Genomic DNA, 16548 nt, shown 5'->3' with positions numbered 1-16548 from the left:
ACTATCCGGTCATCGGACACGGGCTTGTCCACCGTGCCCGGGACGAAAAAAAGGCCCTGAGCCAGTTGGGGGCTGGTCAGGGCCTATTTCTGAGGTGCCCTCGGCAGGATTCGAACCTGCGGCCTTCTGCTCCGGAGGCAGACGCTCTATCCCCTGAGCTACGAGGGCGGGATAGGGCTCGGTCGGGGCCGGATGGCGGTCCGATCGGGCTGGGTCAGCCTATCGTATCGGTCGCCGTCCGCCAAAAAGCGCGTCGGGCGGCGTGGTTTCGGGTCAGCCGAAGGGGAGGGGAGTAGCGCCGCGTGTGGTGAGCATCGTGGTCATCAGCGCGGATTCGCCCCGTTGGGTTTTGGCCATGGTGTCGGCGAGGGTGCGCACCGCGGTGGTGTCGGCGTGCTGGGCGGCGTAGTCGATCATCGGCAGCCCGCCCTCGTGGTGGCGCAGCATCAGCTGCAGGAACATGGTGTCGAGTGCGGGTCCGGTGGCTTGGCGTAGCGCGGCTAGTTCGGTGGGCGTGGCCATGCCCGGCATAGCAGCCACCGGCCCGGAATGGTGCGGCGAACTCGTCTCGGAATGATCGTGGCTGCCCATCGGTTCGGTCATCCAGCCCATGAACCCATCCACACCCTGTGCGGGTTCGCCCCACAGCTGCAGCCAGCCCTGCATGCGGCCGATCTGGCTCTGCTGGGTGGTGAGGATGTCGTAGGCGAGGCGGCGTACCTCGGTATCGGTGGAACGAACCAGCACAACGCCCGCCATTTCCACGGCTTGGGCGTGATGCGCCGACATGTCCTGGCTGAAGCCCACATCGACGGGTCCAGGGTCCGGCTCGGTGGAGCTGTCCAAGGGAATCCGCGCCAGCACGCCGATCGCGAAGCCGATCAAGATGGCGCCGAGAGCGCCGAGGATCACCAGCGCGGTGCGCTGGCGGTGGAACTGCCCGCCGAGACCGGATTCGGCCTCGGCGTTGTCCGGGGCCTGGTCGATGGACGCTTTGTCGGTGGGCGCTGCCGCGTGCCCGGATTCGGCCTTGGCGTTGTCCGGGACTTGGTCGGACGCTTTGTCGGTGGGCGCTGCCGCGTGCCCGGATCCGCGCTCGGCGCTGTCCGAGACGTCGTCGGCGGCCACTACTGCCCCGCGCCTGGTGCAGGCTGCGTCGGCGCGGGGATACCGGGCGCGCCGGGGAGAGCGGGCACGCCGGGCACTCCCGGCAGACCGCCGCCGGGCAGACCGCCGCCGGGCAGGCCACCGCCGGGCAGGCCACCGCCGGGCAGGCCACCGCCGGGCAGGCCACCGACCTCGGACGGGTCCGGCGTCAGGCCCTTGCCATCCATCGGCACCGCGTCGGGTCCGGGCGGCGTCGGGTCGAACGGCGGCGGGTTGTCGGTGTCGAAGACGATGGTCGAGCAGTCGGCGCCGACCTCGGGGTAGGTGTAGGAGTTCAGCCGCAATGCGGTGATGAACTGGCCGACCCGCTTGTCATCGGGGCTGTCCAGCTTCAGCTGATGCCCCCAGGACTGCAGCGCCACCGCCGAATCCTGGCCGGGGAAGGGCGACATCATCGTGTACGGCTTCCCCTCCACCTTCGCCTTCAGCGTCTGGATCCCGTCGGCGCCCACCTTGTCGGGGTTGTAGGTGATCCACACCGCGCCGTGTTCGAGCGAGTGCACCGCGTTCTCGACCCGGATCGGCTTGGTGTAGACCACGCCGGTGCAGGTCGCCCAGGACTGGTCGTGCGGGCCGCCGAACGGCGGCGACTGGTCGTAGGCCACCCGCTGATTCCCGCCGATGTGCAGGCCCGCGGGGTATTCCTTCTTCACCACACCCGCGATCCCATCGGAGGGGTCCTTCTGCTGCGCGCTCGGCGTGTACTTGTCCAGCTCTGCCCTCTCCCGGTACTTGGGGACCAGGTTGTAGGCCAGGGCGCCGATCAATGCGATGATGACTACGGCCGCGCCGATGGCCAGCCAGGGAATCTGGCGATTCTTCTTCGGAAGTTGCCCTTGTCTGCCCCGCTTGCGGGGAGCCGACAACTTCGCCGCGGCCTTGGCGGCCTTGGCCGATTTGGCGCTGGGACTGTTCGGCATCGCTCGTTGTGCTCTTTCGACGTGGTGGATCCGCTGGCTGCGCAGTGCCCACCCCGTGGTGTACACCCGCCAAGACCATAGGATAGAGACTCGTGACTCCAGCTGACCTTGCAGATCTCCTTCGCGCCACCGCGGCGAAGGTGCTTGTCGAACGTGGACTGGATCCTGCGGTCCTGCCCGACGAGGTCACCGTGGAGCGTCCCCGTAACCCGGAACACGGCGACTATGCCACGAATGTCGCCATGCAGGTGGCCAAGCGCGCCGGAACCAATCCGCGCGAGCTGGCCACCTGGCTCGCCGACGCACTGGCCGACGCGGACGGCGTCGCCGCCGCCGAGGTCGCCGGACCAGGCTTCCTGAACATCCGCCTCGCCGCCTCCGCGCAGGGCGCGATCATCGAGCGGGTGCTCGCCGCAGGCGCCGCGTACGGCACCGCAGGCACGCTGAATGGCACCCGGATCAACCTCGAGTTCGTTTCGGCCAACCCGACCGGCCCGGTGCATCTCGGCGGCACCCGCTGGGCCTCGGTCGGCGACGCGCTCGGCCGCATCCTGGCCGCCCAGGGCGCGGACGTGGTGCGCGAGTACTACTTCAACGACCACGGCGCGCAGATCGATCGGTTCGCCGCCTCGCTGGTTGCGGCCGCGACGGGCGCCGCGACCCCGGAAAACGGCTACGCGGGCGCCTACATCGGCGAAATCGCCGACAAGATCGTGGCCGCGCACCCCGACGTGCTGAGCAAGCCGGAGGCCCAGCGCCTCGAGCTGTTCCGCGCCGAGGGCGTCGAGCTGATGTTCGCGCACATCAAGGAGTCGCTGCACGAGTTCGGCACCGACTTCGACGTCTACTTCAACGAAAGCTCGCTGTTCGCTTCCGGCGCGGTCGAGCAGGCGGTGGAGAAGCTGAAGAACTCCGGCGACCTGTACGAGAAGGACGGCGCCTGGTGGATCGCCAGCTCCGAGTACGGGGACGACCAGGACCGGGTGGTCATCAAGAGCGATGGCAAGGCCGCCTACATCGCCGGTGACATCGCCTACTTCCAGAACAAGCGTTCACGCGGCTTCGACCTGTGCATCTACATGCTCGGCGCCGACCATCACGGCTATATCGGCAGGCTGAAGGCCGCGGCGGCCGCGTTCGGTGACGACCCGGCGACCGTCGAGGTGCTGATCGGGCAGATGGTCAACCTGCTGCGCGACGGCGTCGCGGTACGGATGAGCAAGCGCGCGGGCACCGTGGTGACGCTCGATGACTTGGTCGAGGCGATCGGCGTGGACGCGGCGCGGTACTCGCTGGTGCGTTCGTCGGTGAACTCGAGCATCGACATCGACTTGAACCTGTGGACCAGCCAGAGCAACGAGAACCCGGTCTACTACGTGCAATACGCGCACGCGCGGACCGCGTCCATCGCGCGAAACGCCGCCGAGTTCGAGTACGACTCCGTCACCCCGGATCTCGCGCTACTGTCGGCCGACGAGGAAGGCGAGCTGATCCGCACTCTGGGTGAGTACCCGCGTGTCGTGGCCGGCGCGGCGAGCCTCCGCGAACCGCACCGGGTGGCCCGCTATCTGGAGGAGCTGGCCGGCGCCTATCACCGCTTCCAGACCAACAAGAACCTGCGCGTCCTGCCTCTTGGCGACGACCCCGTCTCGCCGACGAATGCCGCCCGCCTCGCCCTGGTCAACGCCACGCGTCAGGTCTTGGCCAACGGCCTCGGCCTGCTGGGCGTGAGTGCGCCGGAGCGTATGTGACCCGGCACCAGACCACAGCGAGCAAGGAAGCAGAGGACATCACAGCATGACCGCGCACCCCGCCGGTCCCCGGCACGCCGAGATTCCGCACGCGCCGAATCTGCCGGAGCGTCCGGGCGATCCGCAGCAAATGATCGATCTGCCCGCGAATGTGTGGCCACGCAACGCCGTTCGCGACACTGACGGCGTGGTCCGGCTGGCGGGCGTGCCGGTGCACGATCTGGCCGCCCGGTTCGGCACCCCGTTGTTCGTGGTCGACGAGGACGACTTCCGTTCCCGCTGCCGCGACATGGTCCGCGCCTTCGGGGCGAACGCCCGCGTCCACTACGCGTCCAAGGCGTTCCTGTGCGGTGAGATCGCACGCTGGATCCGGGACGAGGGCCTGTCGCTGGACGTGTGTTCCGGCGGCGAACTCGCCGTGGCGTTGCACGCCGGATTTCCGGCCCAGCGAATCGCGTTGCACGGCAACAACAAATCGGTAGCCGAGCTGGAGGCCGCGGTGTCCGCGGGGGTCGGCCACATCGTGGTCGACTCGCTGCTCGAGATCGAGCGCCTGGAAGCCATCGCGGGCCGCGCGGGCGTGGTGCAGGACGTGCTGGTCCGGGTCACGGTCGGCGTGGAAGCCCACACCCATGAATACATCTCGACCGCGCACGAGGACCAGAAGTTCGGTTTCTCGATCGCGGGCGGCGATGCCATGGAGGCGCTCGCGCGCGTATTCGACGCGGACAACCTGCGCCTGGTCGGCCTGCACAGTCACATCGGCTCGCAGATCTTCGAGATCGACGGCTTCGAGATCGCCGCGCGGCGCATGCTCGGCCTGCTGCGCGAGGCCATCGACAAGTTCGGCATCGAGCGCACCGCCCAGATCGCCACGCTGGATCTCGGTGGCGGACTCGGTATTTCGTACCTTCCGTCGGACGACCCGCCGCCGCTGGACGAGTTCGCGGCGAACCTGCGCCTGCTGGTCGCCGCCGAGGCCGAACGCGCGGGCTTGCCCATGCCGGTGATCGCGGTGGAACCGGGCCGCGCCATCGCGGGCCCCGGCACGGTGACGCTGTACGAGGTGGGCACCATCAAGGACGTCTCGCTGGACGGCGGCCTGCGTAGGCGCTACGTGAGCGTGGACGGAGGCATGAGCGACAACATCCGTCCCGCGCTGTATCAGGCGGATTACGACTGCCGTCTGGTCTCGCGCTCGTCGCAGGCCGGGCCGGTGGTCGCGCGTGTGGTCGGAAAGCATTGCGAGAGTGGCGATATCGTCATCCGCGATACGTGGCTGCCCGCCGACGTCGGCCCCGGTGACCTGGTCGCCGTCGCCGCCACCGGCGCGTACTGCTATTCGATGTCCAGCCGGTACAACCAGTTGACCCGCCCCGCGGTCGTCGCGGTGCGGGACGGACAGCCGCGCCTGATCCTGCGCCGGGAGACGGTGGCAGACCTGCTCAGCCTGGAGGTGGAAGCGTGACGAACGCGAAGAACGGCATCTGGGGGAACGATCGCCCGATCGGTGTCGCGGTCCTCGGCATGGGCAATGTCGGCACCGAGGTCGTGCGCATCCTGCGTGAGCACACCGAGGACCTGCGTTCCCGAGTCGGCGCTCCGGTGGTGCTGCGCGGTGTGGCCGTGCGCAACCTGGACACCGACCGCGGCGTCCCCGCGGACCTGCTGACCACCGACGCCGACGCCCTCGTCGCCCGCGAGGACGTCGATCTGGTCGTCGAGGTGATCGGCGGTATCGATCCGCCGCGCCGGCTGATCCTGGCCGCGCTGAACGCGGGCAAATCCGTGGTGACCGCGAACAAGGCGCTGCTGGCCGACTACACCGGCGAGCTCGCCGCCGCCGCCGAACGCAGCCGCGCCGACCTGTACTTCGAGGCCGCCGTCGCGGGTGCCATCCCCGTGGTGCGCCCGCTGATCCAGTCCCTGGCCGGGGACCGGGTGAACCGGGTCGTCGGCATCGTCAACGGCACCACCAACTTCATCCTCTCCGCGATGGACGAGACCGGCGCCGACTACGCGGCCACGCTGGCCGAGGCCACCCGTCTCGGATACGCGGAAGCCGACCCGACCGCCGACGTGGAGGGCTACGACGCCGCGGCCAAGGCCGCGATCCTCGCCTCGCTGGCGTTCCACACCAGGGTGACCGCCGCCGACGTGTATCGCGAGGGCATCTCGCGGATATCCGCGGAGGATCTGGAGACCGCCTCGGCGCTGGATTGCACCGTCAAGCTGCTGGCCATCTGCGAGCGGGTGGACGCGGGCCCCGGCGAGCCGACCCCGGACGAGGGCGGCAAGGAGCGCGTCTCGGTGCGCGTCTACCCGGCGCTCGTTCCGCGCAAGCATCCGCTCGCCGCGGTGACCGGCGCCTTCAACGCGGTGGTCGTAGAGGCGGAGAACGCCGGGCGGCTGATGTTCTACGGGCAGGGCGCAGGCGGCGCCCCGACCGCGTCCGCGGTGCTCGGCGATCTGGTGATGGCGGCACGCAACAAGTTCTATGGGGGTCGCGCGCCCGGCGAATCGGTTTATGCTGAGCTACCGATCGCGCCGATCGGCGATACGCCCACCCGCTATCACGTGAACTTGCAGGTCGAGGACCGTCCTGGAGTCCTGGCCAAGGTGGCGGGCGAATTCGCCAAGCACGGGGTGAGCATTTCGACCGTCCGTCAAGAAGGGCACGGTTCGGGTGCGCGCCTGGTCGTGGTGACCCACCACGCGGTGGAGTCGGCGCTCGCGGACACCGTCGCCGCACTGGCGGAAATGGCATCCGTCACATCCGTGACCAGCGTTCTGAGATTGGAAGGCACCGAAGAATGACCACAGTGTCGCGCAGCGACGCCATGAAGGGTGGTGGCCGGGAGACGGCTGGGCGTGCGACTGGCGTCGCGCCCCAGGCAGGAGTGCACTCCCGCTGGCCGGGCCTGATCGCGGCCTACCGCGACCGGCTCGCCGGCGCGGCCGACTGGGAGCCGGTGACGCTGTACGAGGGCGGAACGCCGCTGGTGCCCGCGCCGCACCTGTCCGAGCTGACCGGGTGCGAGGTCTACCTGAAGGTCGAGGGCCTGAACCCGACCGGCTCGTTCAAGGACCGCGGTATGACCATGGCGATGACCGACGCCAAGTACCGCGGCCAGAAGGCGGTGCTGTGCGCGTCCACTGGCAACACCTCGGCATCCGCCGCGGCGTACGCCACCCGCGCGGGCCTGAGCTGCGCGGTGCTGATCCCGCAGGGCAAGATCGCGATGGGCAAGCTGGCCCAGGCCGTCATGCTCGGCGCGAAGATCATCCAGGTGCAGGGCAACTTCGACGACTGCCTGGAACTCGCCCGCAAGGTCACCGCCGATTTCCCCAGCATCGGCCTGGTGAACTCGGTGAACCCGGCGCGCATCGAGGGGCAGAAGACCGCGGCTTTCGAGATCTGCGACGTGCTCGGCAAGGCCCCCGATGTGCACGCGCTTCCGGTCGGCAACGCCGGCAACATCACCGCCTACTGGCGCGGCTACCGCGAGTACCACGCCGACGGCCTCGCCGGCCGGCTGCCGCGCATGCTCGGTGTGCAGGCCGCGGGCGCGGCCCCGCTGGTCTACGGGGCGCCGGTGAAGGACCCGGAAACCATCGCGACCGCCATCCGGATCGGCGCCCCGGCCTCCTGGAACGGCGCTGTCGAGGCCAAGGAGCAGTCCGGCGGAGCCTTCCGCGCCGCCACCGACGAGGCGATTCTCGAGGCGTACCGCCTTGTCGCGGCCACCGAAGGTGTGTTCGTCGAGCCCGCGTCGGCGGCCAGTGTCGCCGGTGTGCTCGCTGCCCGCAAGGAGGGCTGGCTGGATTCCGGGCTCACCGTGGTGTGCACCGTGACCGGTAACGGCCTCAAGGATCCCGACACGGCGCTGTCGGGAATGCCGCAGGTGCAGGCGATTCCGGTCGACCCGGTCGCGGTGGCCGCCGAACTCGAGCTGGCCTGAGTTGAGTTCGCGCGACAGCCAGCTCATGGGCGAGCGAATCATCGACACAGCGCATACCGGAGCCGAACGCCAGCGCGGCGCGGCCAAGAGCGCGACGCTGCCCGCTGGTCTCACCGTGACCGTACGGGTACCCGCGTCGACCGCGAACCTCGGCCCGGGGTTCGACTCGCTCGGTATGGCCTTGGGTATCTATGACGAGATCGATGTGCGCACCACTGATTCCGGGCTCACCATCCGGGTCGAGGGGGAAGGCGCCGACGATGTGCCTTGGGGCCCTTCACATCTCGTGGTCCGCGCGATCGAGCGCGGCCTGGAGGCGGCGGGCGTGTGGGCCGACGGCCTGGATGTGGTGTGCCGCAACGTGATTCCGCACTCGCGCGGGCTCGGCTCGTCGGCTTCCGCGGTGGTCGGGGGACTGGCCGCGGGCTGTGCGCTCGCGGCGAAGCTGGACCCGGCGCTGGCTACGCCGACCGAGCAGTTGGTGCAGCTGGCGTCGGAATTCGAAGGTCACCCGGACAACGCGGCGGCCAGCGTGCTCGGCGGGATCGTGGTCTCCTGGACCGAGGCCGAGACCGAGCGCGCTGCCGACGCCGGTGACGAAGTCGATCCCACGACGGAGTACCACGGTCGCGTCTACCGCGCGGTGCGGCTCGACGCGCATCCCGCGCTGCGGCCGGTGGTGCTGATTCCGGAGGAGCGCTCGTCCACCGCACACACCCGCGGCCTGCTGCCCGAGGTCGTGCCGCATGGCGACGCCGCCTTCAACGTCAGCCGCGCCGCACTCGCCGTGGTCGCGCTGACCCAGCGCCCCGACCTGCTGATGCCGGCGACCGCGGACCGCCTGCACCAGGCCCAGCGTGCCCCCGCGCTACCGCTGACCACCGCCTGGATCGCCCGCCTGCGGGCGGCGGGGATCGCGGCCACCGTCTCCGGCGCCGGACCAACGATCCTGGCCCTGAGTACCAGCGAATTCCCCGCGGAACTCCGCGAACTCGCGGCCGCCGAGGGCCTGCGTGTGGTGGAGCCGCGACTCGCTGAAGGCGTCCGGGCCGACTGACGGCGAGTCTGCCTTGCCGAGATTCGCAATGGACAGCTATCCTGGGCAAGTCCGTACATCGTGCGCATCAGACGCCGGTGCTTCATCAGGGCAATCGCTCCAGCAGGCTCCAGGCTCGAGCCTCCAGGCCATGGGGGTGCTGCGTAGCTGCGCAACTGGAATGATCACTCCCCACCTTTCGCCAATGGTGGAGAAGCCGCCGGTCCGGCGGGGCAGGTGATACGGCACATAGCGCCCGGACGGACGCACCCCAGTCCGGCAGAATGCCCGGACTGCGGGACAAACCCTCGAAACAGCACACGGCGATCGAGGGAAGGAAAGGATTTCCGTGACAGATACGGACCTGCTCGCGACACCCGGCGTGGAATCGAACCCGACGGGCGATCGCGAAAGTGAATCCGGACAGATTTCGAAGATGAGCGAACACACCGACGTCGCACGATCGGGGCTGACTGGAATGTTGTTGCCGCAGTTGCGCGCCCTCGCGGGGGAGCTCGGTATCCGAGGCACCTCCGGAATGCGCAAGGGCGATTTGATCGCCGCCATCAAGGAAAATCAATCCGCCGGGAAGTCGGCGAAGGTGGAAAAGCCCGCCAAAGGCGAGGCCAAGTCCGCGGTGACCGCCAAGGCCGACGCTCCGGCGAAGGCCGATTCCGCGACCGCATCGGCGCCGGCCAAGGCCGAGCAGGCGACCCTCGACGTGACGCCCGCGGCTCCGGCCACGGCCTCCGAGGCTCCCGCCCCGGCGAAGACGGCCCACGCCGAACCCGCGCCCGCGGCTGACGCTGCACCCGTCTCCTCGACCGAAACCTCCGAGGAGTCCGGCCGTGAGGGTGGCCAGCGTGGCCGCGGTCGGCAGCGGCGCGGTCGTGACCAGGCTCGATCCGGCGGCGATACCGCGCCCGCCGAAGGGCGTGGTGACGAGGCGAAGCAAGATGCCGAACAGGGCGGTGAGCGTCGTCGGGAGCGCGGCCAGGGAGAGCGCGGCCAGGGCGAGCGCGGCCAAGGCGAGCGCGGCCAGGGAGAGCGCGGCCAAGGCGAGCGCGGCCAGGGAGAGCGCGGCCAGAGCCAGAACGGCAGCGCGGCAGGCCGCGGCGGTGACGACGAAGAAGGCGGTCGCGGTCGTCGTGGACGCCGCTTCCGGGAGCGTCGTCGTGGACGCGACCGCGAGAGCGGTGGCGGCGAGACGCGCGAGCTGGAGATCCGCGAGGACGATGTGCTGCAGCCGGTCGCGGGCATCCTCGACGTGCTGGACAACTATGCCTTCGTGCGCACCTCCGGTTACCTGGCCGGGCCGAACGACGTCTACGTGTCGATGAACCTGGTCCGCAAGAACGGCCTGCGCCGCGGTGACGCGATCACCGGCGCGGTCCGTGCTCCGCGCGACGGCGAGCAGGGCAGCCAGCGGCAGAAGTTCGATCCGCTGGTGCGGCTGGACACGGTCAACGGCGGTGAGATCGATGCTGCCAAGCGCCGCCCCGAGTTCGGCAAGCTCACCCCGCTGTACCCGAACCAGCGACTGCGCCTCGAGACCGCGCAGAACAAGCTGACCACCCGGGTCATCGACCTGATCATGCCGATCGGCAAGGGCCAGCGCGCCCTGATCGTGTCGCCGCCGAAGGCCGGTAAGACCACGATCCTGCAGGACATCGCGAACGCGATCGCGACCAACAACCCCGAGGTCTACCTCATGGTCGTGCTGGTCGACGAGCGTCCGGAAGAGGTCACCGACATGCAGCGTTCGGTGCGGGGCGAGGTCATCTCCTCGACCTTCGACCGTCCGCCGTCGGACCACACCTCGGTCGCCGAACTCGCCATCGAGCGCGCCAAGCGTCTGGTGGAGATGGGCAAGGACGTCGTCGTGCTGCTGGACTCGATCACCAGGCTCGGCCGCGCGTACAACAACTCCTCGCCCGCCTCGGGCCGAATCCTTTCCGGTGGTGTCGATTCCACCGCGCTGTACCCGCCCAAGCGGTTCCTCGGCGCGGCGCGCAACATCGAGAACGGCGGCTCGCTCACCATCATCGCCACCGCGATGGTGGAGACCGGTTCCACCGGTGACACGGTGATCTTCGAGGAGTTCAAGGGCACCGGTAACGCCGAACTCAAGCTGGACCGCAAGATCGCGGAGCGGCGCGTGTTCCCCGCGGTGGACGTCAACCCGTCCGGTACCCGCAAGGACGAGCTACTGCTCAACCCCGACGAGGCGGCGGTACTGCACAAACTGCGCCGCGTATTGTCCGGCCTGGACTCGCACCAGGCGATCGATCTGCTGCTCGACCGTTTGAAGAAGTCCAAGAACAACCTCGAATTCCTCATGCAGGTGAGCAAGACCGCCCCCGGCGGCATCGACGAGTAGTTCGTAAAGGCTGTCCAGCCTCTCCGCAAAATCAGTTGCCACCATGGCAACGGCCGAAAGGGTCCCGCACCAGCGGGACCCTTTCGGCGTCTGTGGGGCGAAGAAGGCGAGTCCGATCGCGGCCGCGCCACTGATCAGGAAGCCGAAGATGAGCGCGCAGGTCGCGTCTCCGGGGCCGGGCGTAGCGGTCCGGACATACACCGCATTCGCGGGCGCCGGGTAGTTCGTAGTTTCGGGGAGTGCACACCAGCCGATGGCGACGGTGAGAATCAGGAGAACGAAAATCGCGGAGGCGATTCGGATCTTCACGCGGGTCCCCTTCCTGTCGCGGAACAGCGATGTGCACCAGGTCTGCAACTCTATGAACGGATCTGTTCGCATTCCTGAGTAGCGGACTACCCGACTTCAGGGTCCCGAAGGCGGCGAGAATTCGCGCGCCCGAAGTTCCAGGGGCGCAAACGATCGGGGGGATACCTAGGGCGGGAACAAACCACTCGCCGGGGGCGTTTTGGGAGCGTAACGGCGGTTCTGGCATACTGAACGGTCGTTGCGTCTGCTCACGTGAGCAGACCTCCCGCCTAGTCGGTTCCGGTTCACGTCTTCGCGAATTCGCGTGGGCGACCCGGCGACCACATCTCGAGAGGACATCCATGAAGGCAGGAATTCACCCGACATATGTCGACACCACGGTCGTCTGTGGCTGCGGCAACACCTTCCAGACTCGCAGCACCAAGGAGTCGGGGCACATCACCGTCGAGGTCTGCTCGCAGTGCCACCCGTTCTACACCGGCAAGCAGAAGATCCTCGACACCGGTGGCCGCGTGGCGCGCTTCGAGGCCCGCTACGGCAAGCGTGCCGGCAAGAAGGCCGACGCAAAGTAGCTTCCTCGCCGACGCCCGGTCCTGCTGTGCAGGCCGGGCGTCGGTGTTTGTATGGACAGGTTCCCAGGAGAAGGAAGCACCGTGACGCAACCGTCCGCCATCGACGACGTTCTGGCCGAGTACGCCGGTTTGGAGACGCAGCTGGCCGATCCGTCGCTGCACAACGATGCGGGCGCCGCGCGCCGGGTCGGCAAGCGGTTCGCCGAACTGGCCCCGGTCATGGCCACCTATCGCAAGCTCGAGACGGCGCGCGACGACCTGTCCGCCGCCCGGGAACTCGCCGCCGACGATGCCGCCTTCGCCGCCGAGGTCCCCGGCCTGGAACGACAGGTCGGAGAACTGGAACAGACCCTCGCCGACCTGCTGGCCCCGCGCGACCCGCACGACGGCGACGACGTCGTGCTCGAGGTGAAGTCCGGGGAGGGCGGCGAGGAGTCCGCGTTGTTCGCTGCCGACCTGGCCCGCATGTACCTGCGCTACGCCGAGCGCCACGGCTGGAAGGTCGAAATTCTCGACGCGACGCTGTCCGATCTGGGCGGCTACAAAGAGGCGACGTTGTCGATCAAGAGTCGCGACGCTGCACGCGACGGCGTGTGGTCGCGATTCAAGTTCGAGGGCGGCGTGCACCGTGTGCAGCGGGTGCCGGTGACCGAATCGCAGGGGCGGATCCACACGTCGGCGGCGGGCGTGCTGATCTACCCAGAGCCCGACGAAATCGAAGAGGTGCAGATCGACGAGTCCGATCTGCGCATCGATGTCTATCGCTCCTCCGGCAAGGGCGGCCAAGGCGTCAACACCACCGACTCCGCGGTCCGCATCACCCATCTGCCCTCCGGCATCGTGGTCACCTGCCAGAACGAGCGTTCCCAGCTGCAGAACAAGGCCCGCGCCATGCAGGTGCTCGCGGCCCGGCTGCAGGCGCTGGCCGAGGAACAGGCCGACCAGGAGGCGGCCGCGGGCCGAGCCAGCCAGATTCGCACCGTGGACCGCTCCGAGCGGATTCGCACCTACAACTTCCCGGAGAACCGGATCACCGACCATCGCATCGGCTTCAAGGCGCACAACCTCGACACCGTGCTCGACGGCGATCTCGACGCGCTGCTGGATGCCCTGGGTAAGGCGGATCGCGAAGCGCGTATGGCCGCGGAATGATCGCCTTTCCGGCAGAGTCAGTGCCATGTCTACGACCCGAGTCGCGTTGCGCCCCGCCATCAACGACGCCATCGCGACATTGCGGAGGGCCGGGGTACACAGTCCGCAGGCCGATGCCGAGCAGCTGGCGGCGCACGTTCTCGGCGTGGAACGGACCAGGCTCGCGCTGACACCGCTGGTGCCGCCGGGCAAGCTGGACGAGTACCGTGAGCTGGTCGATCGCCGTGCGCAGCGGATTCCCTTGCAGCACTTGACCGGAACGGCTGTGATGGGTGCGCTCGACCTCGCGGTCGGACCCGGCGTCTTCGTGCCGCGCCCGGAGACCGAGCTGCTGTTCGCGTGGGCGCTGGCGCAGCTGGAGGCGCTGCCGCACGATCACGCCCCGATCGTCGTCGACCTGTGCACCGGTTCGGGCGCGCTCGCACTGGCCATCGCGCACGCGCGCCCCGACGCCGACGTGCACGCGATCGAGCTCGATCCCACGGCGCTGGTCTGGGCACGTCGCAACGCCGACGACCGCATCGCGGCGGGCGACACCCCGATCACCCTCTACTCCGACGACGCCACCGACCCCAGACTGCTCACCGACCTCAACGGGCGCGTGGACGTCGTGGTCTCCAACCCGCCCTACATCCCGGAGGGCGCCCGCCTCGACCCCGAGGTGGCCGAGCACGACCCGCCCATCGCCCTGTTCGGCGGCCAGGACGGCCTGTCCGTCATCCGCGGCATGGTCCCCAACATCACCCGCCTGCTACGCCAAGGCGGCGGCGTAGCCGTCGAACACGACGACACCAACGGTTCGGCCCTGGCCGCACTGCTGGCACAGCACGGAGAGTTCACCGGCATAGTCGAACACCCAGACCTAGCGGGAAAGCCGCGCTTTGTCGCGGCCATCCGCACTTGACGGCGTCAGGTTGCACCGGCCGATCAGCGGTGCTCCGATCCTGTGCGCTGATCGAAGTCGCTGCCTCTGAAGCCCGGTCCGCCCCACGACCAACACGCTCGGCCCTAGTGCCGGGCCGCGTCAGCAGGGGAGTGGAGTACAGGTGTGCGTTGGCAGAGGTGTGTGTTTCGACATAGGGTGTGTCGCCGGGTGCCGTTCGGGTCGTTTCAATGACGGCAAACAAAGTCGCGGCAGCATCGCCGTGGGCGAGAACGCGACAGCTGACTTCGTAAGAACATGGGTAACTCACCGGGCACGTCCAAGACTTGTTCGGCACTGAACGCAGGACCTGAACGCAGGTCTCGCGGCACCTACTGGTACGGCCTGAAGGCCCGGAGAGGCGGGATAGCCATGGGTAACTCACCAGGCACGTCCAAGACTTGTTCGGCACTGAACGCAGGACCTGAACGCAGGTCTCGCGGCACCTACTGGTACGGCCTGAAGGCCCGGAGAGGCGGGATAGCATGGGGTTCGTGAGTACCGTCTACGACTGCGCGGATCCCGACTCGCGCGCCGCCGGACTGTCCGCAGCCACCAGCGCCCTGAAATCCGGACGGTTGGTCGTGCTGCCCACCGACACCCTGTACGGCTTGGCCGCCGACGCGTTCGATTCCACCGCGGTGAGCTCCCTGCTGGCGGCCAAGCGCCGAGGCAGAGACATGCCTGTGCCGGTGCTCGTCGGATCCTGGCACACCATCGACGGCCTGGTGTTCTCGGTGCGGCCGCAGGCGCGCGAACTGATCCGGGCGTTCTGGCCCGGCGGCCTGAGTCTGGTTGTGCAGCAAGCTCCTTCGCTCGCCTGGGATCTCGGGGACACGCGCGGGACGGTGATGCTGCGGATGCCACTGCACCCGGTCGCACTCGAGGTGTTGCGCGAGGTCGGACCGCTGGCGGTGTCCAGCGCCAACGTGTCCGGACAGCCGCCGGCCAAGACCGCGGCCGAGGCCCGTGACCAGCTCGGTGACCTGGTCGGCGTCTACCTCGACGGCGGCACCGCCGAGCACGCGGTCGCCTCCACGATCGTCGACCTGACCGCCGATCAGCCGCGCATCCTGCGCGCGGGCGCGGTGCCCGTCGCCGACATCGCCGAGGTGCTCGGCATGTCGCCGGAGGCGCTCGGTGGCGCCGCGCAGCGGCTCGGATGATGGGTTCGAGCGCTATCGTTCCCCTGCGGGAGCTGCTCGTCGTGCTGCTCATCTCCGCGGCGGTGACCTTCCTGGCCACCGGTGGGGTGCGTGTGCTGGCGATCGGCTTCGGGGCGGTCGCCGTGCCGCGCGATCGGGATGTGCACGTCAAGCCGATTCCGCGGATGGGCGGCGTCGGCATGTACATCGGGGTGGTCGCCGCGGTGCTGTTCGCGCACCAACTGCCCGCGCTACGGAGTGGATTCGACTACAAACCCAATATCCCGATCGCCGTGCTGGTGGCGAGCACGCTCATCGTGGCGGTCGGCATCGTCGACGATCGGTGGGGACTCGACGCGCTCACGAAGTTCGCCGGGCAGGTGACGGCGGCGGGCGTGATGGCCGTCATGGGGCTGGGCTGGTACGTCATCTATAACCCGTTCAGCAACACCACGGTGGTGCTGGATGGGTTACAAGGCGGCTTGGTGACGGTCGCGGTCACCGTCACCCTGGTCAACGCGATGAACTTCGTCGACGGTCTGGACGGTCTCGCGGCGGGCCTCGGCCTGATCGCGGCGCTCGCCGTTTTCGTGTTCTGCCTGGGCTTGATGAACGAGCAGGGCGGCTCGGTCGACACCTACCCGCCCGCTCTGCTGGCCGCCGCGCTGGCGGGCGGGTGCCTCGGATTCCTGCCGCACAATTTCCAGCCCGCGCGCATATTCATGGGCGACTCCGGCTCGATGCTGATCGGATTGATGCTGGCCGCGGTGTCGACCGGCGCTTCCGGTCGAATCCCGCTGCAGGGCTACGGGCCGCGCGACATCGTCGGTCTGCTTTCCCCGCTGTTGCTGGTCGGCGCGGTGATGTTCATTCCGGTGCTGGACCTGTTGCTCGCCATCGTGCGCCGGGTCCGCGCGGGCGTCAGTTTCTCGACGCCGGACAAAATGCACTTGCATCATCGTTTGCTGCAGATCGGGCATTCACACCGGCGCGTGGTGCTGCTGATCTATTTGTGGGTCGGCGTGCTTGCGTTCGGCGCGGTGGGCACCTCGCTGATGGACCGCACACTGGTTGTCCTGCTGATGGCGGGCGGCCTGGTCTTCGCGTTGGTGATCACCGCGATTCCCGGGCTGCGGCGTGGGGACCCGGCGGGTGACCGATCGGCGTCCGGGTAAAGTCGGCGCCTGTGAGCGAACCATCGACCCCGCGCAGCGCACGGCGGAACCGAGCGG

General features: G+C 68.7%; 13 protein-coding genes and 1 tRNA gene. 11 read left to right on the top strand and 3 right to left on the bottom strand.

What is annotated here, in order from left to right; genetic code table 11:
• Window positions 1-95 precede the first annotated feature (95 nt).
• The 3 genes from OHA40_RS09805 to OHA40_RS09795 all read right to left on the bottom strand — a co-directional run bounded on the left by OHA40_RS09805 (window position 96) and on the right by OHA40_RS09795 (window position 2087).
• A tRNA-Arg gene (locus tag OHA40_RS09805) sits at window positions 96-168 on the bottom strand.
• Window positions 169-273: 105 nt separating this feature from the next.
• Entirely contained in the window at window positions 274-987 is a 714-nt protein-coding gene (locus OHA40_RS09800; RefSeq protein WP_330234116.1) for a DUF305 domain-containing protein, read from the bottom strand.
• A 140-nt stretch (window positions 988-1127) separates the two neighbouring features.
• Entirely contained in the window at window positions 1128-2087 is a 960-nt protein-coding gene (locus tag OHA40_RS09795) for a DUF3105 domain-containing protein (protein ID WP_330234115.1), read from the bottom strand.
• Between the two features lie 92 nt (window positions 2088-2179).
• On the opposite strand from OHA40_RS09795, the gene argS reads away from it, so the two are divergent.
• From argS to OHA40_RS09740, 11 genes are all read left to right on the top strand, one after another.
• Window positions 2180-3838, top strand: a complete 1659-nt coding sequence (gene argS, locus OHA40_RS09790; protein WP_330232737.1) for an arginine--tRNA ligase — start codon at window positions 2180-2182, stop codon at window positions 3836-3838.
• Window positions 3839-3884: 46 nt separating this feature from the next.
• Window positions 3885-5306: a diaminopimelate decarboxylase gene (lysA, locus tag OHA40_RS09785; RefSeq protein ID WP_330232736.1), complete on the top strand. Its 1422-nt coding sequence runs from the start codon at window positions 3885-3887 to the stop codon at window positions 5304-5306.
• Window positions 5307-5365: 59 nt separating this feature from the next.
• Window positions 5366-6655 carry a homoserine dehydrogenase gene (locus tag OHA40_RS09780; protein ID WP_330234114.1) on the top strand — a complete coding sequence of 430 codons (1290 nt, stop codon included), beginning with the start codon at window positions 5366-5368 and terminating at the stop codon, window positions 6653-6655.
• A 23-nt stretch (window positions 6656-6678) separates the two neighbouring features.
• A complete protein-coding gene (thrC, locus tag OHA40_RS09775; RefSeq protein ID WP_330234113.1) occupies window positions 6679-7800 on the top strand; it encodes a threonine synthase in 1122 nt (373 codons plus the stop codon).
• A 25-nt stretch (window positions 7801-7825) separates the two neighbouring features.
• Complete coding sequence (gene thrB, locus OHA40_RS09770; RefSeq protein WP_330234112.1) at window positions 7826-8857, top strand: homoserine kinase; 1032 nt, start codon at window positions 7826-7828, stop codon at window positions 8855-8857.
• 328 nt (window positions 8858-9185) lie between these two features.
• Window positions 9186-11216, top strand: a complete 2031-nt coding sequence (gene rho / locus OHA40_RS09765; protein WP_442943969.1) for a transcription termination factor Rho — start codon at window positions 9186-9188, stop codon at window positions 11214-11216.
• A 650-nt stretch (window positions 11217-11866) separates the two neighbouring features.
• On the top strand, window positions 11867-12097 hold the full coding sequence (gene rpmE / locus OHA40_RS09760) for a 50S ribosomal protein L31 (protein WP_039796334.1): 231 nt from the start codon (window positions 11867-11869) through the stop codon (window positions 12095-12097).
• Window positions 12098-12148: 51 nt separating this feature from the next.
• Window positions 12149-13249: a peptide chain release factor 1 gene (prfA, locus tag OHA40_RS09755; protein WP_442943967.1), complete on the top strand. Its 1101-nt coding sequence runs from the start codon at window positions 12149-12151 to the stop codon at window positions 13247-13249.
• Window positions 13250-13274: 25 nt separating this feature from the next.
• Window positions 13275-14153: a peptide chain release factor N(5)-glutamine methyltransferase gene (gene prmC / locus OHA40_RS09750; RefSeq protein WP_330232733.1), complete on the top strand. Its 879-nt coding sequence runs from the start codon at window positions 13275-13277 to the stop codon at window positions 14151-14153.
• A gap of 512 nt (window positions 14154-14665) precedes the next feature.
• Entirely contained in the window at window positions 14666-15337 is a 672-nt protein-coding gene (locus OHA40_RS09745; protein WP_330232732.1) for an L-threonylcarbamoyladenylate synthase, read from the top strand.
• Window positions 15334-16491, top strand: coding sequence for a glycosyltransferase family 4 protein (locus OHA40_RS09740; protein WP_330232731.1), 1158 nt, complete (start codon window positions 15334-15336; stop codon window positions 16489-16491). The genes OHA40_RS09745 and OHA40_RS09740 overlap by 4 nt, the downstream gene beginning before the upstream one ends.
• The last annotated feature ends 57 nt before the right edge of the window (window positions 16492-16548 follow it).

It is taken from the genome of Nocardia sp. NBC_00508 (assembly GCF_036346875.1).
Lineage (GTDB): Bacteria > Actinomycetota > Actinomycetes > Mycobacteriales > Mycobacteriaceae > Nocardia.
Note: the sequence above shows the minus strand (reverse complement) of the source record. Positions and strands in the feature narration are given on the sequence as shown.